This is a genomic window from Flavobacterium sp. TSSA_36 (assembly GCF_051547165.1).
In the GTDB taxonomy this organism is placed as follows: Bacteria; Bacteroidota; Bacteroidia; order Flavobacteriales; family Flavobacteriaceae; genus Flavobacterium.
The window spans coordinates 135,195-155,616 of the sequence record NZ_JBPTTP010000003.1; the positions used below are offsets into that span (position 1 = coordinate 135,195).

Genomic DNA, 20,422 nt, shown 5'->3' on the forward strand with positions numbered 1-20,422 from the left:
TTAAAAATTACAATATGTAATCTGTATTGATAAAATTAGACTCTTTGCTATTTAGTAAGTCCTGTAAAATAGCATTATTGTAAGCATTATCTTTTGAGGCTACAAAAGTTCTGATAGAGAAGGATCTCAAGGCATCATGAATACTCAAGGTGGCTACAGCTGAATCTTTTCGCCCTGTAAACGGAAAAACATCAGGACCTCTTTGACAAGAGCTATTCAAATTCACTCTACACACCAAATTCACCAAAGCATCGATTAAAGGTGCAATGGTTTTGATATCTTTCCCAAACAAACTTACTTGTTGTCCGTAATTAGATTCCGCCATATCTTGTAATGGCTCTTGTATATCTTTGAAAGTCAAAATAGGAACAATCGGTCCAAATTGCTCTTCATGATACACTCGCATGTCTTTATTTACTGGAAAAACAACCGCTGGAAAAATTGAATTTTCGGTTTTTTGTCCACCTTTCGCATTGATCACTTTTGCACCTTTGACAATAGCATCGTTAATTAATTCTTGAATATAATTTGGTTTTTCAACTTCTGGAAGCGGTGTAAGCATCACGCCTTTTTCCCATGGATTTCCATATTTTAATTCATCAACTTTTGCGGCAAAACGCGTATTAAATTCATTGGCAATCGATTCGTGAACATACAATACTTTCAAGGCAGTACAACGTTGTCCATTGAACGAAAGTGAACCAGTGATACATTCTTGAATTGCCAAATCCAAATCGGCATCAGGTAAAATGATGGCTGGATTTTTGGCTTCTAATCCTAAAATCAAACGCAAACGGTTTTTATTCGGGTGTTGGTCTTGCAAAGCAATGGCCGATTTACTGTTGCCGATCAAGGCCAATAAATCTACTTTTCCAGATTGCATTACTGGAGTTGCCACCTCTCTTCCACGTCCATATAAAATATTGATGGCTCCTTTTGGAAAACTACTTCTAAAAGCTTCTAATAAATGAGAAATCAACAATACACCGTGTTTAGCTGGCTTAAAAATTACTGGATTTCCCATAATCAAAGCGGGAATCAGCAATGAAAAGGTTTCATTTAAAGGATAATTATAAGGTCCTAAACAAAGTACAACCCCTAATGGACCACGACGTACCATGGCATGAATTCCTTGTACTTTTGAAAAATGAGCACTACGACTGTTTAATTCTTTCAAACTTTCAATCGTATCGTAAATATACTCTACCGTTCTATCAAATTCTTTTTCGGAATCGCCTAAAGTTTTTCCGATTTCCCACATCAACAATTTGACCACTTCCGTTCGTGTCACCTTCATTTGAGAAACGAAGTTTTCCATACATTTGATTCGATCCGCTACTTTCATAGTGGGCCACAAACCTTGTCCATTATTATAAGCTGTGTGTGCTGCTTCGACCGCTTCAATTGCTTGGGCTTCTTCCATAAAAGGGATTGACCCCAACAAAGTCGGTTCATAATTTGGAGTAGACGAAATAGTTGAATAGACTGGCGTAGTTTTTCCAATCCATTTTTTTAATTCTCCATCCACTAAATAGGTATCTTGATGCAGTAAATTTTTTATTTGAAATTCTTCAGGAATGATATTCATTGATAGGGTTTTAATTATTTTTGAATTCCAATTAGTTAATCTGGCGCAACAACTTCTCCATTCCATGCTAAAATTCCTCCAAGCAGGTTAAAAGCATTGATAATACCTAATTCATTCATAATTTCGCATGCTTTGGCGCTTCTTGCTCCAGAACGGCAATAAACAAAATAATTCTTGGTTTTATCCAGCGCTTCAATGGCTGAAATAAATGCTGGGCCTTGATGAATATCGATATTTATGGCAGACGCAATAATGCCATCATTGTATTCATCTTCTGTTCTTACATCTAGTATAACTGCGTTGGAATCAGCCTCTAATTGAGCTATCCAATCTTCTTGTGATAAATTCATAGTTGTCTTTTTGGTAAAAATACAATGTTTTAGAGAAACAAAAAGAATTGAAATTGTTAAATGGATAATTATTCATTGAAAACGATATCGCAAATTAATTACATCAATAAAAATGAATTATCACTAGTTATTTAATAAAAAAATAATGTTTTTCTCAAATAAAAACAAAATAAAACACACGTTACATTACATAAACCACATTTATTCAATAAAAAACACCCCCTAACGAAAAGTTTAAATTGTAGTATATTTGTAAATACGACAATGATTAGCCCCTTCCCTATGAGCCCTTCAATACAACAAACCTTTCCTTCTTTCTCAAAACCTTTGATAGCAGCCATTGAACAAAACGCTGTGGAACAATTTGTTACTGCAGGCACAACCATCATGAGAACGGGTCAATACATTAAAAGCACAATGCTAATCATTAGCGGTAAAATCAAAATTTATCGCGAAGATGAAGAGGGAGGGGAATTTTTCATGTATTATTTACAGCCCGGTCAGGCATGTGCCCTTTCAATGGTTTGTGCTACGAAGAGTGAAAAAAGCCAAATTATGGCCAAAGTTGTTGAAGATGCCGAACTCATTTCGATTCCATTATCATTGATGGATACATGGATGATGGAGCATCGCTCTTGGTATGAATTTGTAATCGCTACCTATCGCAATCGTTTTGAAGAAGTGCTTGAAGTACTAGACAGCGTGGCCTTTAGAGCTATGGATGAGCGTTTAGAATTTTACCTTAAGCGACAAGTGGCTTCCTGCAACTGCCAAGATTTAAAATTATCACATCAAGAAATAGGGATGGATTTAAATACTTCAAGAGAAGTTATTTCTAGATTATTAAAAAAAATGGAACAAAGAGGCTTAGTAAAATTGCATCGTAATCATATTGAAATTTTGACTAAGTAACTTTAAAAGATCCTCATCTTACTATTCCAATTAAAAAAAATTGTGATTAAAAATTCGAATGTGACTAAAATTACTAAAGTCTAAAAAGGAAAGTAACATCTTTGCGTCACAAAAAAAGAAACATGGAATACATTGGCTATTTTGCATCTATTATCATTGGGTTGTCACTGGGATTAATTGGCGGAGGAGGCTCCATCTTAACTATTCCTATTTTGGTTTATTTGTTTAAAATAGATCCAGAATTAGCGACTAGCTATTCCTTATTTATCGTTGGATTGTCCGCTTTATTTGGCTGTTATAGCCATTACAAAATGGGAAATCTAAAAATCAAAGCTGCTTTATATTTCGCTATCCCCTCTGTTTTTTCTATCCTAATCATACGAGAAGTTATCTTTCCTCAAATTGCTTCCACTTTATTTTCAATTGCAAGTTTTCAGGTCTCAAAAAACTTTTTGATAATGGTGATATTTTCCGTTTTGATGATAGTGGCCGCTCTTTCTATGATTCGAAAAGAATTACCGGAGATCACTACTACGACTACAAATTATACACAATTAGGCATTATTGGTTTTGTAGTGGGAATAATCACTGGCTTTTTGGGTGCTGGCGGCGGTTTTTTAATCATTCCTGCCCTACTATTTTTTGCGAATTTGCCTATGAAACAAGCCGTTGGCACTTCGCTTTTAATCATTTTCATCAATTCGGCTATTGGTTTTGGAGGTGATTTATACATCGGAACCCCCATCGATTATACTTTTTTACTCACTATAGCCGCTATGGCTTTTATCGGAATTCTAATTGGGATTCAGCTTTCTAAAAAAATAGACGGAGCCAAACTCAAACCTCTTTTTGGTTGGTTTATTTTGGTGATGGGCATTTACATCATTACCAAAGAAGTCTTTTTTTAGTCCATAAATATGTAACATTTATCACTTTTTCTATAAAAAATCAATAGTACCTTTGTGTACTCAATAAAACAAAATACCATGCAAATAGAACAAATATATACAGGTTGTTTGGCTCAAGGTGCCTACTACATCACTTCAAACGGAGAAGCGGCTATCATTGACCCTTTGAGAGAAGTACAGCCGTATTTAGACCGTTTGGAACGAGATAACGTTCGTTTAAAATATATTTTTGAAACGCATTTCCATGCTGATTTCGTTTCGGGTCACTTGGATTTGAGCAAAGCTACTAATGCTCCAATTGTATATGGCCCAACAGCAAAACCTGAATTTGAAGCTATTGTAGCTACAGACAATCAGATTTTTAAAATTGGAAACATCAAAATTAAAGTATTGCACACTCCAGGGCACACTATGGAAAGCACTACCTATTTGTTGATTGACGAAACGGGTAAAGAATACGCTATATTCTCTGGTGACACCTTATTTATTGGAGATGTGGGACGTCCTGATTTAGCACAAAAAGCCGCTGGAATGACACAAGAGCAATTGGCAGGCATTTTATTTCACTCGTTAAGAAATAAGATTATGACTCTAGCTGATGAAGTGATTGTTTATCCTGCGCACGGTGCTGGAAGTGCTTGCGGTAAGAACATGAGTAAAGAAACGGTTTCTACAATTGGACAACAAAAAGCTACCAATTACGCTTTAAGAGCCAATATGACCGAAGCTGAATTTATAAAAGAAGTAACCGATGGTTTACTTCCTCCTCCAGCCTATTTTGGAATGAATGTAGCGATGAATAAAAAAGGCTACGAAAGTTTTGAAAAAGTTTTGCATAACGGTATGCAAGCACTTTCTGCTACAGATTTTGAAAGAATAGCTGATGAAACAGGCGCTTTAGTTTTAGATACGCGCAATAGTGGTGATTTTCACAAAGCATTTATACCACAATCTATTAATATTGGGATTAATGGCGATTTTGCCCCTTGGGTAGGCGCTATGATTGCAGATGTGCAACAACCGCTTCTTTTGGTCACTGAGAAAGGACGTGAAGAAGAAACCGTAACCCGATTGAGTCGCGTAGGATTTGACCATATTTTAGGACATCTTGAAGGTGGTTTTGAGTCATGGACAAAAGCCAATAAAGAAATTGACACCATCCATAGAATTTCATCAGCTGAATTTGAGCAAAAGGTAGATATTACAAAAGACGTTGTTATTGATATCAGAAAAGAAAGTGAATACAGCGCAGAACATGTAGCTGAAGCATATAACAAACCCTTATCCGCCATTAATGACTGGATAACTACTATCGACCCGAAACAACATTTTTTTATGCATTGTGCAGGTGGATATCGTAGTATGATTGCGGCTTCTATTTTGCAAGCGAGGGGGGTTAGAAATTTCACTGAAATTGAAGGCGGTTTTGGCGCTATAGCAAAAACAACCGTTCCTAAAACCGATTTTGTTTGCCAAAGCAAAGTGTTGAAGTAAGTTAGAAGGCAGAAACACTATACCTTACTACAACTGCAGCTTATCAATCCAATCTAGAACTATCAAGCTACTCTGGTAAGTCAATGGGACTTTGCGTTCTTTGCGTAATCCTTTGTGGACCTTGCAGTTAAAAAACAAGATAGAATTAGCTTTTTTTGCCTGAAATATACTCCATTTGAAATTACAACTTGTAAAAAAAATTTAAATGAAAGAATTGAATTGTTGTGTAAAGAGTTGCGAGAAACCATTAGACCAATCCTATTGGGATTTACAATACCAATCTGAAACAACAGGTTGGGATTTGGGAACGATTTCTCCACCAATCAAAGCGTATGTTGACCAGTTGACGGACACTACAATTTCGGTATTGATTCCGGGTTGTGGGAATACTTATGAAGCGGAATACCTTTTAGAAAAAGGGTTTACCAACATTACAGTGATTGATATTGCTCCTACTCTGGTTGAAAAATTAAATGAAAAATTCAAAAATACTAATGCTATTCGTATCATTCAGGGGGATTTTTTTGAACATATGGGTAGTTATGATTTGATTTTGGAACAAACTTTCTTTTGTGCTTTGCCTCCGCAAATGCGTCAAAAATACGTTTGGAAAATGCATCAATTGTTATCCAAAAATGGAAAAATTGCGGGACTACTTTTTAATCGCAGTTTTGAGGTAAGTCCGCCTTTTGGTGGAAATACAACCGAGTACGAACAGTTATTTTCTGAAGCTTTTCAATTTAAAATTCTGGAAACATCCTATAACTCGGTTACGCCAAGAGCGCAATCGGAATTGTTTTTTGTCTTTGAGAAAAAATCGGAAGTGATGGTGCAATGTTTCGCTTTGAGTGGCATCACTTGTTCGAATTGTACGAGAACGGTACTTCAGAAAATAGGAGCAATTACTGGAGTAATTAATGCACAAATCAATAGTACGTTTAGTGATTTGATTGTTATGAGTACCAACGAAATTTCTCTGGAACAATTAAGAGACGTACTTGCTTATGAACCAGAGTACAGCATTGCGCTTGTTGATTAAACTTTCACCGTTGTATATTTAGAAGATGAATTTTTAAAAGTCAAAAGCTTAAAAAACAATACCTACACGCTTTTGAAAATCTTGCAGGAAATTGAACTCGGGTTTACAATATAAAGAATAGCAACAATGAAACCAAAGAAGCAAATTGCTGCTCCTTAACCCCGATAGCAGCGGCATCCTTTGCTTTTTTTCTTTAAAAAAGCAAAGATATAGCGGATAGCGGGACGATGTTTCCTGAAAAGCCCATTTGTTGCTGTTCCTAAAAAATATAAATCAAAAATATAGACACGAAAATGAAAACACTTTTATTTACCAACTGGCATTTGATGCGCTGGATTCGATTGGCTTTTGCCCTATTCTTATTTGGAGAGGCTTATGCTACTCGAGAATGGTTTTTTATTGTTTTTGGTTTGTTTTTCTTGCTTCAAGCTTTGTTTAACTGGGGTTGCGGGGCAAATGGTTGCGCTATTCCTAAAAAATAAATAGACTATGAATGCTTTTCAACAATTGATACAGAAAGACCAACCTGTTTTGGTTGATTTTTTCGCTACTTGGTGTGGTCCTTGCCAAATGCTCGCTCCTATTCTAAAACAAGTAAAGGAAAGTCTTGGTGATCGTATTACAATTATCAAAATTGATGTGGACAAAAATCAAGCGATTGCAGCTCAGTATCAAGTTCGCGGGGTGCCTACAATGCTTTTGTTTCAAAACGGGAAGCAATTGTGGAGACAATCTGGGGTGGTGAGCAAAGATGAATTGATCAAAATCATAGTAGAAAAAAGCAACGCATGAGCTAACATGAGGACGTTTTTCTACTCGATTAAACATCAACTTTAGTAAAAAAAAAAAAAAATCAAAAGACCTGAGCATTTGCATTTAGTAAAAAGTAGCAAGGTATCGCACAAAAAACAGGTATTGTATTTTTTTTTATTCTTAAATCAAAGATAAAATTAGTAGTGATTAATGTAATTCGTAGCTAATACTTAAAAAAATGAACACCTTGTCAGAAAGCCCACTTTTCAATCGTTTTCTTAAATTTTTCATATCAAAAACTAAAAAATAATGTTTTTTTTTGTTTTCTGAATTATATTTGTGTGTATAAAAAACACAAAAAATGGACGTAGAAATTCTTGCTCGAATCCAATTTGCCTTTACTATTGCTTTTCACTATATCTATCCCCCACTAAGTATTGGACTTGGACTACTTATCGTGCTTTTTGAAAGTATTTACATCAAAACAGGGAACAAAGAATATGAAATGCTAACCCGTTTTTGGATTAAAATTTTCGCACTAACATTTGGAATTGGCGTTGCGACTGGTATCATTATGGAATTTGAATTTGGTACTAATTGGGCCGTTTATTCTAGATATGTTGGCGATATTTTTGGTAGTGCATTAGCTGCTGAAGGATTATTTGCTTTTGGGTTAGAAAGTACTTTTTTAGGGATTTTACTTTTTGGTTGGAATCGGGTAAAACCTTGGGTGCATTTGGTTTCTACCATAGGTGTTTTCTTGGGTTCGATGTTTTCTGCGGTTTGGATTGTTGTGGCTAATTCTTGGCAACAAACCCCTGCAGGCTATCATATTGTTGGCGAAGGCTTGCATGCTCGAGCTGAAGTAACTGACTTTTGGGCGATGGTTTTCAATCCCTCAAGTGTAGACCGATTGATCCATACTTGGCAGGGTTCTTTTTTGGCAGGTGCTTTCTTAGTATTGAGTGTTCATGCTTATTATCTGAGAAAAGGTAAGTTTATTTCCATTTCTAAAAAAGCTTTCCCCATCGCCTTGGCAGTTGCTACAATTGTTTCGTTTTCACAGTTACTTTCGGGTCACAGCTCTGCCGATGGCGTAGCGGTGAATCAGCCCGCTAAATTAGCCGCGATGGAAGGTCATTTTGAAAAAAATGCCCCAGCAGATTTGTATCTTATGGGTTGGGTGAATAAAAAAGACCAAACCGTAACAGGCATAGGTATTCCGGGTGGCTTATCGTTCTTGGTTCATCAGGATTTTAAAGCGCCTATCAAAGGATTGAATGATTTTCCTGAAGCAGACCGTCCGAGCCAAGTTAATGCGGTGTTTCAATTTTATCATATTATGGTGGCTATTGGGTTATTCTTGATTGCTTTGACTTTGTATGCTAGTTTTTTGTATTTCAAAGGAAACTTGTACGATACCAAATGGCTCTTGGGCGTTTTTTCCTATGCTGTTTTATTGCCACAAATTGCGAATCAAGTGGGCTGGTTTGCGGCAGAAATGGGTAGGCAACCATGGGTAGTCTATGGTCATTTGAGAACAAGTGAGGCATTTTCTCAAGAAGTTTCCTCGCAACAGATTTTATTTTCGCTTATTTTATTCACTTTGGTTTATACGCTATTATTGATTTTATTTATTTATTCCGTGAATAAAAAAATAAAACATGGTCCCAATGAGCCTGCACTTTAAACTTCTCATTATTATTTTAAACGAAAAAGATGGAGTATTTTTTAGGTATTGATTATCCTACACTTTGGTATTTAGTAATTGGCCTTTTGTTTTCGGGCTATGCCATTTTAGAAGGATTTGATTTTGGTGCTGGTGCTTGGCACTTGTTTTTTCGAAAAGATATAAGCCGACGAATTGCTATTAACGCTATTGGCCCTGTTTGGGATGCCAATCAGGTTTGGTTAGTGATTGGTGGTGGAGCGCTATTTGCTGGATTCCCAGTGATGTATGCTACCATGCTTTCGGCGATGTACGTTCCTTTTATGTTGTTTCTATTTTTTAATATTCTTAGAGCTGCAGCCATTAAATTCAGAAGTGCCGAAGAAATGTTGTGGTGGAGAAAAACATGGGATTATATTTATTGTATTTCAAGCAGCATGATTGCTTTTTTGCTAGGAGTGGTTTTAGGAAACATTTTACAGGGTTTAGCTTTAGGTCCTAATTTCACCTACCAAGGCGGGATTTTTTTATCATTTCTAAATCCCTACGCCATTATGGTAGGACTCACTACTTTATCCTTGTTCATGACACAAGGCGCTATTTATTTGCTTTTAAAAACTGAGGGGACTTTGCACCAACGTTTGACTTTTTTATTGAGAAAAGGAATGATTTTTTTTATTGTAAGTTTTGGTATCACTTCCTTGTACACCCTTGTTTTTATTCCGGGTGTGACCGAAAATTTCAGGGAGAATCCGGTGTATTTTGCAGTTCCTGTCATTTCATTTTTAGCTGTGGCCAATGTACCGCGTTTGGTTTCAAAAAAACAATACATGCGTGCTTTGATTTTTTCATCATTGACCATGTCGTTATTGCTTATTTTAGTAGCCTTACACCTTTACCCTACTTTGTTGTTATCCACTGTTGATTCCAAGTATAGTGTTACCATTTACAATGCCGCTTCTTCACAGAAATCATTGGGAATCATGTTAACTATTGTTGCAATTGGCGCACCGTTATTGGGAGCTTATTTTTTCTTTTTGTACAAAACATTTAACGGAAAAGTAAAATTGGACGATACTAGTTATTAACTTTGATTCATACCTTTTTGTAAAAATAAGAGACAGTTTGCTGCATTGCCGCCAAAAACTTATTTTTTAATCCTGAAGTTTAATGACCCATTTTTGTATCATCATTTTTAGATCACTCGCTAAAATCGGTTTTGGTAAAAAATCATTCATACCAAACTCAAAACATTTCTCACGCTCACCATTTAAAATCCCTGCGGTCAAAGCAATAATGGGCACGTTTTGATATTTTAAATTTTTTCTGATTTCAACAGTAGCTTCGTAACCGTTTACAATGGGCATCTGAATATCCATTAAAATCATGTCAAAAATTTGGTTATTGGCAAACTCGATCGCCTCTTCACCATTTTGTGCTTCCACAATTTTGGCATTAGGAATGATTCTCTTAATCAAAGTAACTGCTAAAAATCGGTTTACTGTATTATCTTCAACGATTAAAAAATTCAATTTTTCCCAATTTATTTCTTTATGTTCCTCCACATCAATCGTATTTTTCATCATTTTAGTTTTTGGCGCATTGGTTTTTTCAAAGGTAATAGAAAAAAAGAAATCACTTCCTTCTCCAGGTTGACTTTTCAATTCTAAACGACTTCCCATTAAGCCAAGTAATTGATTAGAGATAGTCAACCCTAATCCTGTTCCTCCAAATTGTCTTGACGTAGTCGCGTCTTCTTGAACGAAAGATTGGAATATTTTTGCTTGATTTTTTTGTTTTATTCCAATGCCTGTATCTTTTACTGAAAAGTGAATTGTATGCCATTGATTTTTAATCTCGATAACTTTTAAATCCAAATGAATTTGCCCAAAAGAAGTGAATTTAATGGCATTGTTAATCAAATTCACTAATACTTGTTTCAGTCTTAAGGAGTCCGTAAGCACATATTGTGGGACAGCTTCAGCAATGTTTAAAACTAAATCAATTTGTTTTTGTTTAGCTTGAAACTTAAATAAATAAATGGTTTTCTTGAGTAAATGATATAAATCAACCACTTCGATATTCAAATCTAATTTACCAGCTTCAATTTTTGAAAAATCTAGAATATTATTGATGATTCCTAATAAAGATGTAGCTGATTCATTAATAATACTCATGTATTCCATTTGATTGTTATCTAAATTAGTAGCCGATAATAAATCTGAAAAGCCAATTATACCGTTTAATGGAGTACGAATTTCATGACTCATATTCGCTAAAAAGTCGCTTTTGGCTTTATTGGCTACCTCAGCCTTCTCTTTCGACAGAATCAATTCTAATTCTAAGCCTTTGACATCAGTGATGTCTTGAATAGTTCCTACCATAATTAAGGGAACTCCGTTGGCATCCAATTTTAATTTTCCTCTACCATGTAGCCATCTAATTTTTCCGTCGATAGGTCGTATAATTTTATACTCTTTATCAAAAGGCTTCTTAGTTAAATAAACAACCTCTTTTACATAATTAATCATTTCCTCTTTCGAATCGGGATGTAATAAATCACTCCAAGAAAATGAATCGAATACTGCCTGGTCCTCAATTCCAAAAATACTATTCAACAATTCTGAAGTTTGCCAAATATTCGTACTAAAATCAATGGTAAAAGTTCCAATTTTTGCAATTTGTTGTGTTTCCGCTAAAAATTTTTGACTCTCAAGAATTAAATCTTCAGCTGCTTTTCGTTCGGATATATCTCTAAATATAGTCATTATAGTACCATCATATAACAACTTTGAGCTCAATTCTACAAAAATATTTTTTCCGTTTTTCAGCTTAACTTTTCTATTGGAATAAACAGAATTTCCTCTTTTTAAGCTATCAATTTGAAAAGGGTATGCTATAATTTCCTCAGTATAAAAAAAATCATTGACAGACATCGATAGTAGCTCTTCCTCTGAGCAGTCAGTAATTTTACAGGCGTTTTCATTAACGCTTAAAATTTTTCCTTCAAGGGAAGAAACAACAATCGCGTCTAACATTTGCTGTACTAGCGCACGGTACCTAACTTCGCTTTCAATGATTTCTTTTTCGATTTTTTTTCGGTCTGTGATATCTTTGACAAAACCCAAAAAAGTATGCTCGGATAGTTTTAAAGCATCTATTGACCACCATCTTATGCTTTTATTTTTATGAATAAATCTCAAATCTTTCTTTAAACAGCCATTAATTTTCATTTCTAATGTAGCTTCATAATAAGCATCAATGGTCTCGGGATCAATAAAATCTGCTGTCCCCATTTTTAATAATTCTTCTTTGGTGTAACCCGTAATTTTTGTAGCAGCCGGGTTTACCTCGAGTAATTTCCCTCTTTCATTTGTCACTATCACACCGTCAGGGGCATTTTCTATGTAATTTCGAAATTTATGATTACTATTTTCCTCTAAAGTTTTGACCCAATTGTCTTTTACTATGGTCGATCTATCATTTAGAATTAACTCTAATTCCTTATTTTTAGTACTATCGCATACAATTCCTCTTAAACCAATCACCTTATTTTCTAAATTAAAAATAGGCATTGCCGTACCAAAAATCCATTTTCTTGATTTACCAATACCTTGAATTTCATTTTCGAAATCAAACGATTTTTGGTCAACAAGCAAACGATTCGTTTTGGCCTTTAAGCACCTAAAATCTGAGGTTGAAATACGAGACAAATACAGTGAATACAAATCAGTTACTTGTATGTCGATTTCAAAAATAGCATATAATGCTTTTGACCAAATCAATTGATTATGCTCGAAATAAAAAATCCAGCTAGCACTATTACTTGAGATCACACACGCTGAATGACGAAATTCACCGTTTCCCATTTTTTGCCTCGTCACTTCAAAATCATTCCGATCAAAGGCACAAGCATGAAATAATCTTGAAGTTGTATCATACCAAAAACGCCACTGATAATAATAAAGATTGGAAGAAAAATCTAAAACACTGTTCACAATTGTAGTAGCAACGCCAGACTCTTTTGCTGTTTGAAAACTTTCAATAGTAATTTCGCTATCCGAAGGAGTAATAATTTCCATAAAAGAACTCCCTTCTAAATCACTGCTTTTGTATCCTAAAGTTTGAAAGTTATCACTAGCTAATACTATGGTCCAATTATGACTAAAAGTACAGAATAAATCAGCGTTTTTTTTAACAAAGGAGCCATAAGTGTCATAAAAAAGAAGCTCCTTCTTTAATCGCTCTATTTCTTCCTCTAGTTGCGTAGAATGAAAACTCATACTTCATTTGTTTTGAGCATTGTTATCGAAATTGTATGAATCTATTTTAAAACTTAAAGTAAATAAAATTACATTTTTTTTTCTAAAAAAACATTAAAAACACACCAATATTCACAAAAAAATAGCAATTAAATAAATAAATGCTTCCGTAGCAAAAAACAAAATCCTTTTTCTTATTAAATATACCTTAATAATTACACCAAACAAAAGCAAAAACACAAAACACTTACAATCAATTACTTATAACTAAATCATTGAATTACAAAAAACAAAATATTAATTTTTACAACATTTGTATATACATCTAAAAATTATGTTACATTTGTATCGACAAATAAAGTAATTACAAACATGAAAATAGAACAAATTTTAAAAAGCACTATCGATTACAATGAATCGACCCGAGCGATTTTAAATATCATGTATACGGATACCGTAATTACAGAGAGTTTCAATGATATAATAAAACCTTATGACATTTCAGGGGAACAATACAACGTACTTCGAATTCTAAGAGGCCAAAAAGGTAGTCCAGCAAACATGTGCGTTATCCAAGAACGGATGCTGGCTAAAACTAGTAATACTACGCGATTAGTTGACAAACTGCTACTAAAAAAATTAGTAACTCGTAATGTTTGTCCCGATAACAGAAGAAAAATAGAAGTCCTAATAACAGAAAAGGGCTTATTACTTTTAAAAGAATTAGAACCTCAATTAAAAGTCCACGAAGAATGTTTTGCCTCCAATTTAACTGCGGAAGAACTACAACAATTGAATCACTTATTAGAAAAATACCGAATTAAATAAATACAAATATGAACACCTTTTTAGACAATCAGAAATGGAGATATGCTACCAAAAAATTTGATAGTAGTAAAAAAATCTCAAATGCGGATTTAGATACTTTAAAAGAAGCTATTCGATTAAGTTCTTCCTCCTACGGATTACAATTATACAAAGTTATTGTAGTTGATAATCCAGAAATTAGAGCCCAATTACAACCCGCTGCCTGGGGACAAAGTCAAATTACAGAAGCATCACATCTGTTTGTATTCGCGAATCAAACCACTGTAGGTTCTGAGGATATTGAAGGCTATTTAAAAAATGCAGAGCAAACTCGAAACTTACCTGAAGGTGCCATGAATGCTTATGGCGATTTCATGAAAGGTGGCCTTCTAAATTTAACAGATGATGCTAAAAAAATATGGACTGCCAAACAAACCTATTTAGCACTAGCGAACTTATTAAATGCGGCTGCAGAACTACAAATTGACACCACCCCTATGGAAGGTTTTGATCCTACTCAATTTAATACCATATTAGGCTTAGACAAATTAAACTTAAATGCAGCTGTAGTTGCTGCCGTAGGGTACCGCCACGAGGAAGATGCTACACAACACTATACAAAAGTTAGAAAATCTAACGAAGATTTGTTTATAACTTTATAATTTTACCACTCAAATAATAATCTAAAACCCAATTTAACATGAAAAATTTAAAAACAATTGCCTTAGCTTTCTTAGCATTCGCTTCAGTATCCTTAACTGCACAAACCAAGAAAATTGATCTTACAGGAAGTAGCATTGAATGGTTAGCAAAAAAAGTAACAGGGCAACACAATGGAACCGTTAATTTCAAAGAAGGTGCTTTAGTATTCAAAGGAAAAGCATTAAAAGGAGGTTCTTTTACTGTAGATATGAACTCTTTAACTGCTACTGACTTAAAAGGAGAATACCAAGGAAAATTGAATGGACACTTAAAAGCAGATGACTTTTTTGGAACTGATAAATTCCCAACCGCAACTTTAGTATTCAAAAATATTGGATCAAAAGCTAAAGATGTGTATTCAGTTACTGCTGATTTAACAATCAAAGGAATTACTAAACCCGTTACTTTTGATATTACTGTAAACGGAAATACTGCTACTACAACATTCAAAGTAGATAGAACTAAATATGATATCAAATACGGTTCAAAATCATTCTTTGATAGCATTGGTGACAAAGCCATCAATGATGAATTCGAATTGAAAGTAACATTGAAATTCTAATTTAAAACACTTTTTTATCCAAAAACCACTTCGTCAGCGAGGTGGTTTTTTTTTAGCAGACCAATATTATCGACAAAAAGAAAATAATATCGATTAAAAACATAAAAATAACACAACCATCCCTCAGTTAATGTTTTAATAATACTAAATACCAAATTCCATAACCTGTTCCTTCTACTTTTGAATTGTTCAATTACCATAAAAAAAAATATAAAAAAGTACGGTTATGAAATCTATCAGAATTTTAACTATAATAGGGTGCGGTTTTTCAATACTACTTCAGGCGCAACAAGTTAAAGGAATATACGGAGACACCAATTGGCTGTCCAATTGGACCAATTTTAAACCTAGCACTACAGAATATCCAGAATCAAACGCTATTTTATCAGGAATAATCGACAAAGATACTCGTTTAAACAGCGATTACACCTATCGAATGGAAGGCATCGTATATGTGACCAACAACGCAACACTAACCATTGATCCTGGCACGGTCATCAGAGGTGATGAAATGACTTGTGGTACTTTGGTGATCACTAGAGGTGCAAAAATAAAAGCAGAAGGAACGGAAAAAAATCCTATCATTTTCACCTCAAATAAAATGACTTCCGTTCGAAAACCAGGAGACTGGGGAGGCATTGTAATTTTAAGTGACGCTCCAATTAATAAAGCTGGAATTAACGGACAAGCTTTACTAGATTTCAACTTTGATCCCTCAAAAAGCACTTACGGTGGCACGAATTCAGATGCTAATTCAGGCTCATTAAAGTACGTTCGTATAGAATATGCTGGAAGAAAACTTAACGCTTTAAAAGAACTTAACGGACTCTCTTTAGCGGGAGTTGGAAGACAAACAACATTGAATCATATCCAAATTAGTTATTCAAACGATGACTCTGTAGAATGTTATGGTGGAGAGGTGAAATTAGAAAACTTAATTTCCTACAGAACAACGGATGATGACTTTGATTTTACTCAAGGTGTGCAAGCAAACATCAATAATAGCATCGCCATTCGCCACCCGTTTTCATCAGATGCCTCAGGATCTAGATGCTTTGAAATTGACTCTTATGATAAAATTGAAAACTACGATACCGATAAAAAGCTAACAGCCATTCAAGCCAATAACATCACATTAGTCAATTTAGAGGAAAACAATCAAGGATTAGTAAAAGAAGCCATTCATATCAAAGAAAAATGCAACTTTAGTCTAAAAAATAGTGTAGTTTCTGGTTTTGCTCCTTTCTTATTAATGGATGGAAAAATAGGACTATTCCCAGAAAATTTAGCCAAAATTGCCCTCAACAACATTTTAATCAACAATTGCAACGGCGCCATACAAAGCGAAGAACAAAGTCATAATTCAAAATTAAAATACTGGCCTGATCCAGCAGCTATGGGTATCGAATTTACAACGATCCCAATCGCTGATTTGTTTCTTGCTTCTCAAGTAAAGAATAATCCAGATTTTAGAAAAAAAGAGACAAAAACAATCGTTAGTACCAATTAGTATTTCGAAAAGCTACCATTTCGAAAATTTAAAAAAAAGCAAAGAACCAATACGCACGAGTAGTTCTTTGCTTTTTTAATTATTATTTACCTCTTTTAGTGGATAATAATAGTTTTTTTTGATTCTAATGCTACATTATCAATTACAAATTGTTAAGTTTTTGTTAATTTATGTATGGTTAATTAAGGGAGATTTATTATGTTTACCGAATATTAAGCCCCAAAAACCTAAACATGAAAGTCAACAACCTAACTCTAATTTGCTTAGCGATAAGCATGTCTTTATCGGCCCAAACAAAAAAAGGGATTATCGGTGATACCAATTGGATGACTAATTGGACTAATTTTAAACCCGGAACGGCTGAGTATGCGGAACCTAATGAAGTTCTAACAGGACCTATAACCAAAGACACCAAATTAGTCAGCACCAAAACCTACTTATTAGACAGTAGGGTGTATGTGACCAATAATGCTACATTAACAATTGAACCTGGTACAGTCATTAGAGGCGGAATCGGTGACATTGATTATTGTGGAACACTAATCATTACTAAAGGTGCTAAATTAATCGCCGAAGGAACTGCCAAAGCGCCTATCATTTTCACCTCTGAAAAACCCGCCTCCGTGAGAAAACCCGGAAATTGGGGAGGAATTGTTATAATGGGAAATGCTCCCATAAACAAAATCAAGAAAATCAAACCCGTTTTAAGAGATTTTAATCTAGATTCCACCTATGCCACCTACGGAGGAGACAAAATAGACGATAACTCTGGTATTTTAAAATACATTCGTATTGAATACACTGGAAAAAAAATCAACGGCTCTAAAGAAATCAATGCACTAACTCTTGCAGGAGTTGGAAAAAACACGGTAATCAATAACGTTCAAGTGAGTTATTCTAATGCTGATGCTTTTCAATTCATAGGAGGAGAAATCAACACAAACAATCTAATTTCTTACCGATCTGATGATGATGACTTTGATTTTTCTGAAGGTGTACAAGCAACTATTGATAATAGTATTGCTATTCGTCACCCCTTTTCGTCCGGTTCAGGAAATTCAAGATGTTTCGAAATTGACTCATACGAAAAAACAGAAAATGCCGACTTAACTAAAAAACTTACAAACGTTAAAGCTAACAATGTCACTTTTGTAAACATTGAAGAAAATAATCAAGGCTTGGTTCGAGAAGCCATCTACCTAAAAGAAAATGCTAATTTATCTTTTACAAATAGTGTCGTTTCTGGATTCTCCACCATGGCATTATTGGGAGAAAAAATCACCTTGACTCCTGAAAATTTCTCTAAAATTGCATTTAAAAACATAACAATTAACAGATGTAAAGAAAATTTAATCAGTGAAGAAATTGGATTCAACGGCAAACTTAAATACTGGCCTGATCCAGCAGCTATGGAATTTGAAATTACCACGGTTCCTATTGCAGAATTTTTCAATTCTATTGATATTAAAAATATTCCAGATTTTAGAGTGAAACAAAATCCAATGGTAGCCAATAAATAAGCAAGCAAGGATGCAACCTATTGAAATTTAACATTTTTGTAAAAAAATAATATAAAATTTTCAAAAATAGAACTTGTTTTTTAAATTTTGATTTATATATTTGCTCAACAAAAAAAATATGAGAACAATAACAAACAATACTTGGTGGTGGAATACTTTACGTCAAACGTCGTGAACAAAGCTCCTATAGTATTAGTTGAACTATTATAAATAAAAAGGCTTGTCATCACGACAAGCCTTTTTTTATTGCCTTGTTTTCTGTAAAAAACCAACAACTAAAAGTCTTAATTAAAAAGATATGAACGCCTATTTATTAAATACCCATTACAAGCAAATCCTTGCCGACACCATTACACCGGTTAGTGTTTATTTAAAAATTAGGGATAAATTCCCTAACAGTTTATTGTTGGAAAGTAGTGATTATCATGGTAACGACAACAGTTTCTCCTACATTTGTTGCAACCCCATTGCTTCTTTTAAAATAGAAAACGAAATCATCACTAAGAATTATCCTGATGGAACTTTGGAAACTATTAATATAGATGCTACCACCAAAATACCAGAGGTAATTCAGAACTTTTCGAGTCAATTTAAATCCAAGAAAAATGATTTCAAATTCATAAATAATGGTTTATTTGGCTACATTGCTTATGATGCGGTACGTTATTTTGAAAAAGTAACTATTGCTAAAAAAGAAAACAGTAATTCCATTCCAGATGTGTATTATGCCGTGTACCAAAACATCATCGCTATCAATCATTTCAAGAATGAAGCCTATATTTTTTGTCATAGTTTGGATGAAAAAAATAACATCTCCGAAATCGAACAACTCTTGCAATCTCGAAACATTGCTTCGTATACATTCTCAAAAGAAGGCGAAGGTTTTTCGAACCTTACAGATGAAGAATTTAAGCACAATGTGGCATTAGCCAAAAAACATTGTTTCCGCGGCGATGTTTTTCAATTGGTTTTATCACGACGTTTTACACAAGGTTTCAAAGGCGATGAATTCAATGTGTATCGTGCTTTGCGAAGCATTAACCCTTCCCCTTATTTATTCTTCTTTGACTATGGTGATTTCAAATTATTCGGTTCTTCTCCCGAAGCACAAATTATTGTAAAAAACAGGAAAGCCGAAATTCATCCCATTGCAGGAACATTCAAACGAACTGGCGATGACGAGAAGGATGCTGTTTTAGCCAAAGCTCTTTCTGAAGATAAAAAAGAGAATAGCGAACATGTCATGTTAGTCGATTTAGCCAGAAATGATTTGAGCCGCAACGGACATGACGTTCAAGTAGAAAAATACCGAGAAGTTCAGTTTTTCTCACATGTCATTCATTTAGTATCTAAAGTAACAGGCCATTTACACGAAAAAGCTCTAACATTACAAGTGGTCGCAGACACCTTCCCTGCAGGAACGTTGAGTGGTGCTCCAAAACATAGAGCGATGCAATTGATTGAAGATTATGAAAAAACCAATCGTGCTTTTTATGGAGGTGCCATCGGTTTTATGGATTTTGAAGGCAATTTTAATCACGCAATTATGATTCGAACTTTCTTGAGCAAAAACCATCAATTGCATTCACAAGCAGGTGCAGGAATCGTAGCCAACTCTGATGAAGAAAGCGAAATGCAAGAAGTGTATAACAAATTAAGAGCCTTAAATACGGCATTGGATCTAGCCGAAACCATATAATGTAAGGACAAGTCACGACTTGTCATAATGTAAGGACAAGTCGCGACTTGTCCCTAAAACTAAAACAAAATGAAAAAAATACTAGTCATAGACAATTACGATAGCTTCACTTACAACTTAGTGCATTACTTAGAAGATTTAGATTGTGAAGTAACGGTGTACCGAAACGATGAATTTGATTTGGATGAAATCGCTCATTTCGACAAAATTTTGTTATCACCAGGACCTGGTATCCCTGACGAAGCGGGTTTACTCAAACCAGTGATTCAAAAATACGGTCCCACCAAAAGCATTTTTGGGGTATGTCTTGGACAACAAGCCATTGGAGAAGTCTACGGCGGTACTTTGTCCAATTTAGATAAAGTATACCACGGAGTAGCCACAACGGTAAAAACGATTGTAAATGACGAACTCCTTTTTGATGGATTGGAACCAACGTTCGAAGTGGGGCGCTACCATTCTTGGGTGGTCGATGCAGATTTACCAGAAATTTTAGAAGCCACCTCTATAGACGAAAATGGGCAAATCATGTCGTTACGCCACAAAACCTATGATGTTCGCGGCGTACAATTTCACCCCGAAAGTGTATTGACTCCTGACGGAAAAAAAATGTTAGAGAATTGGGTGAAAAATTAGTGCTAAGTTTT

Annotated in this window: 18 protein-coding genes; 15 read left to right on the forward strand and 3 right to left on the reverse strand. The window is 34.6% G+C overall.

Annotated features, from left to right (window positions below; genetic code table 11):
- Nucleotides 1-7: 7 nt before the first annotated feature.
- A complete protein-coding gene (locus tag ACSVH7_RS07200) occupies nucleotides 8-1,588 on the reverse strand; it encodes an NADP-dependent glyceraldehyde-3-phosphate dehydrogenase (protein WP_438066040.1) in 1,581 nt (526 codons plus the stop codon).
- A 35-nt stretch (nucleotides 1,589-1,623) separates the two neighbouring features.
- On the reverse strand, nucleotides 1,624-1,938 hold the full coding sequence (locus ACSVH7_RS07205) for a rhodanese-like domain-containing protein (protein WP_438066041.1): 315 nt from the start codon (nucleotides 1,936-1,938) through the stop codon (nucleotides 1,624-1,626).
- Nucleotides 1,939-2,220: 282 nt separating this feature from the next.
- Between ACSVH7_RS07205 and ACSVH7_RS07210 the strand changes: the two genes are divergently transcribed.
- The 8 genes from ACSVH7_RS07210 to cydB all read left to right on the forward strand — a co-directional run bounded on the left by ACSVH7_RS07210 (nucleotide 2,221) and on the right by cydB (nucleotide 9,801).
- Nucleotides 2,221-2,850, forward strand: coding sequence for a Crp/Fnr family transcriptional regulator (locus tag ACSVH7_RS07210; RefSeq protein ID WP_438066042.1), 630 nt, complete (start codon nucleotides 2,221-2,223; stop codon nucleotides 2,848-2,850).
- A 122-nt stretch (nucleotides 2,851-2,972) separates the two neighbouring features.
- Nucleotides 2,973-3,758, forward strand: coding sequence for a sulfite exporter TauE/SafE family protein (locus ACSVH7_RS07215; protein ID WP_438066043.1), 786 nt, complete (start codon nucleotides 2,973-2,975; stop codon nucleotides 3,756-3,758).
- Between the two features lie 78 nt (nucleotides 3,759-3,836).
- Nucleotides 3,837-5,252 carry an MBL fold metallo-hydrolase gene (locus ACSVH7_RS07220; RefSeq protein WP_438066044.1) on the forward strand — a complete coding sequence of 472 codons (1,416 nt, stop codon included), beginning with the start codon at nucleotides 3,837-3,839 and terminating at the stop codon, nucleotides 5,250-5,252.
- Between the two features lie 205 nt (nucleotides 5,253-5,457).
- On the forward strand, nucleotides 5,458-6,291 hold the full coding sequence (locus ACSVH7_RS07225) for a methyltransferase domain-containing protein (protein ID WP_438066045.1): 834 nt from the start codon (nucleotides 5,458-5,460) through the stop codon (nucleotides 6,289-6,291).
- A gap of 293 nt (nucleotides 6,292-6,584) precedes the next feature.
- Nucleotides 6,585-6,773 (forward strand): hypothetical protein, encoded by a 189-nt coding sequence (locus ACSVH7_RS07230; protein ID WP_159684175.1) that lies wholly within the window; start codon nucleotides 6,585-6,587, stop codon nucleotides 6,771-6,773.
- Nucleotides 6,774-6,780: 7 nt separating this feature from the next.
- Nucleotides 6,781-7,083 (forward strand): thioredoxin, encoded by a 303-nt coding sequence (trxA, locus tag ACSVH7_RS07235; protein WP_438066046.1) that lies wholly within the window; start codon nucleotides 6,781-6,783, stop codon nucleotides 7,081-7,083.
- Nucleotides 7,084-7,405: 322 nt separating this feature from the next.
- Nucleotides 7,406-8,734, forward strand: a complete 1,329-nt coding sequence (locus ACSVH7_RS07240; protein ID WP_438066047.1) for a cytochrome ubiquinol oxidase subunit I — start codon at nucleotides 7,406-7,408, stop codon at nucleotides 8,732-8,734.
- A 29-nt stretch (nucleotides 8,735-8,763) separates the two neighbouring features.
- A complete protein-coding gene (cydB, locus tag ACSVH7_RS07245; protein ID WP_438066048.1) occupies nucleotides 8,764-9,801 on the forward strand; it encodes a cytochrome d ubiquinol oxidase subunit II in 1,038 nt (345 codons plus the stop codon).
- 66 nt (nucleotides 9,802-9,867) lie between these two features.
- Here the strand turns inward: cydB and ACSVH7_RS07250 are convergent, their stop codons facing one another.
- The gene (locus tag ACSVH7_RS07250) at nucleotides 9,868-12,996 is read right to left on the reverse strand and encodes a PAS domain S-box protein (RefSeq protein WP_438066049.1); all 3,129 of its coding nucleotides are present in this window, start codon (nucleotides 12,994-12,996) and stop codon (nucleotides 9,868-9,870) included.
- Nucleotides 12,997-13,347: 351 nt separating this feature from the next.
- On the opposite strand from ACSVH7_RS07250, the gene ACSVH7_RS07255 reads away from it, so the two are divergent.
- The 7 genes from ACSVH7_RS07255 to ACSVH7_RS07285 all read left to right on the forward strand — a co-directional run bounded on the left by ACSVH7_RS07255 (nucleotide 13,348) and on the right by ACSVH7_RS07285 (nucleotide 20,411).
- A complete protein-coding gene (locus tag ACSVH7_RS07255) occupies nucleotides 13,348-13,803 on the forward strand; it encodes a MarR family winged helix-turn-helix transcriptional regulator (RefSeq protein WP_438066050.1) in 456 nt (151 codons plus the stop codon).
- A gap of 8 nt (nucleotides 13,804-13,811) precedes the next feature.
- A complete protein-coding gene (locus ACSVH7_RS07260) occupies nucleotides 13,812-14,444 on the forward strand; it encodes an NAD(P)H-dependent oxidoreductase (RefSeq protein WP_438066051.1) in 633 nt (210 codons plus the stop codon).
- A gap of 38 nt (nucleotides 14,445-14,482) precedes the next feature.
- Entirely contained in the window at nucleotides 14,483-15,046 is a 564-nt protein-coding gene (locus ACSVH7_RS07265; protein ID WP_438066052.1) for a YceI family protein, read from the forward strand.
- A 226-nt stretch (nucleotides 15,047-15,272) separates the two neighbouring features.
- Nucleotides 15,273-16,556, forward strand: a complete 1,284-nt coding sequence (locus ACSVH7_RS07270; RefSeq protein WP_438066053.1) for a hypothetical protein — start codon at nucleotides 15,273-15,275, stop codon at nucleotides 16,554-16,556.
- A gap of 233 nt (nucleotides 16,557-16,789) precedes the next feature.
- Nucleotides 16,790-18,076 carry a hypothetical protein gene (locus ACSVH7_RS07275; RefSeq protein ID WP_438066054.1) on the forward strand — a complete coding sequence of 429 codons (1,287 nt, stop codon included), beginning with the start codon at nucleotides 16,790-16,792 and terminating at the stop codon, nucleotides 18,074-18,076.
- 298 nt (nucleotides 18,077-18,374) lie between these two features.
- Nucleotides 18,375-19,775 carry an anthranilate synthase component I family protein gene (locus tag ACSVH7_RS07280; protein ID WP_438066055.1) on the forward strand — a complete coding sequence of 467 codons (1,401 nt, stop codon included), beginning with the start codon at nucleotides 18,375-18,377 and terminating at the stop codon, nucleotides 19,773-19,775.
- Nucleotides 19,776-19,844: 69 nt separating this feature from the next.
- Nucleotides 19,845-20,411, forward strand: a complete 567-nt coding sequence (locus ACSVH7_RS07285) for an anthranilate synthase component II (RefSeq protein WP_438066056.1) — start codon at nucleotides 19,845-19,847, stop codon at nucleotides 20,409-20,411.
- Nucleotides 20,412-20,422: the final 11 nt, after the last annotated feature.

What these genes read in the sequence shown, in the direction of transcription:
- ACSVH7_RS07200 (WP_438066040.1), bottom strand. Translation starts at nt 1,588, where the DNA reads ATGAATATCATTCCTGAAGAATTTCAAATAAAAAATTTACTGCATCAA.
- ACSVH7_RS07205 (WP_438066041.1), bottom strand. Translation starts at nt 1,938, where the DNA reads ATGAATTTATCACAAGAAGATTGGATAGCTCAATTAGAGGCTGATTCC.
- ACSVH7_RS07210 (WP_438066042.1), top strand. Translation starts at nt 2,221, where the DNA reads ATGAGCCCTTCAATACAACAAACCTTTCCTTCTTTCTCAAAACCTTTG.
- ACSVH7_RS07215 (WP_438066043.1), top strand. Translation starts at nt 2,973, where the DNA reads ATGGAATACATTGGCTATTTTGCATCTATTATCATTGGGTTGTCACTG.
- ACSVH7_RS07220 (WP_438066044.1), top strand. Translation starts at nt 3,837, where the DNA reads ATGCAAATAGAACAAATATATACAGGTTGTTTGGCTCAAGGTGCCTAC.
- ACSVH7_RS07225 (WP_438066045.1), top strand. Translation starts at nt 5,458, where the DNA reads ATGAAAGAATTGAATTGTTGTGTAAAGAGTTGCGAGAAACCATTAGAC.
- ACSVH7_RS07230 (WP_159684175.1), top strand. Translation starts at nt 6,585, where the DNA reads ATGAAAACACTTTTATTTACCAACTGGCATTTGATGCGCTGGATTCGA.
- trxA (WP_438066046.1), top strand. Translation starts at nt 6,781, where the DNA reads ATGAATGCTTTTCAACAATTGATACAGAAAGACCAACCTGTTTTGGTT.
- ACSVH7_RS07240 (WP_438066047.1), top strand. Translation starts at nt 7,406, where the DNA reads ATGGACGTAGAAATTCTTGCTCGAATCCAATTTGCCTTTACTATTGCT.
- cydB (WP_438066048.1), top strand. Translation starts at nt 8,764, where the DNA reads ATGGAGTATTTTTTAGGTATTGATTATCCTACACTTTGGTATTTAGTA.
- ACSVH7_RS07250 (WP_438066049.1), bottom strand. Translation starts at nt 12,996, where the DNA reads ATGAGTTTTCATTCTACGCAACTAGAGGAAGAAATAGAGCGATTAAAG.
- ACSVH7_RS07255 (WP_438066050.1), top strand. Translation starts at nt 13,348, where the DNA reads ATGAAAATAGAACAAATTTTAAAAAGCACTATCGATTACAATGAATCG.
- ACSVH7_RS07260 (WP_438066051.1), top strand. Translation starts at nt 13,812, where the DNA reads ATGAACACCTTTTTAGACAATCAGAAATGGAGATATGCTACCAAAAAA.
- ACSVH7_RS07265 (WP_438066052.1), top strand. Translation starts at nt 14,483, where the DNA reads ATGAAAAATTTAAAAACAATTGCCTTAGCTTTCTTAGCATTCGCTTCA.
- ACSVH7_RS07270 (WP_438066053.1), top strand. Translation starts at nt 15,273, where the DNA reads ATGAAATCTATCAGAATTTTAACTATAATAGGGTGCGGTTTTTCAATA.
- ACSVH7_RS07275 (WP_438066054.1), top strand. Translation starts at nt 16,790, where the DNA reads ATGAAAGTCAACAACCTAACTCTAATTTGCTTAGCGATAAGCATGTCT.
- ACSVH7_RS07280 (WP_438066055.1), top strand. Translation starts at nt 18,375, where the DNA reads ATGAACGCCTATTTATTAAATACCCATTACAAGCAAATCCTTGCCGAC.
- ACSVH7_RS07285 (WP_438066056.1), top strand. Translation starts at nt 19,845, where the DNA reads ATGAAAAAAATACTAGTCATAGACAATTACGATAGCTTCACTTACAAC.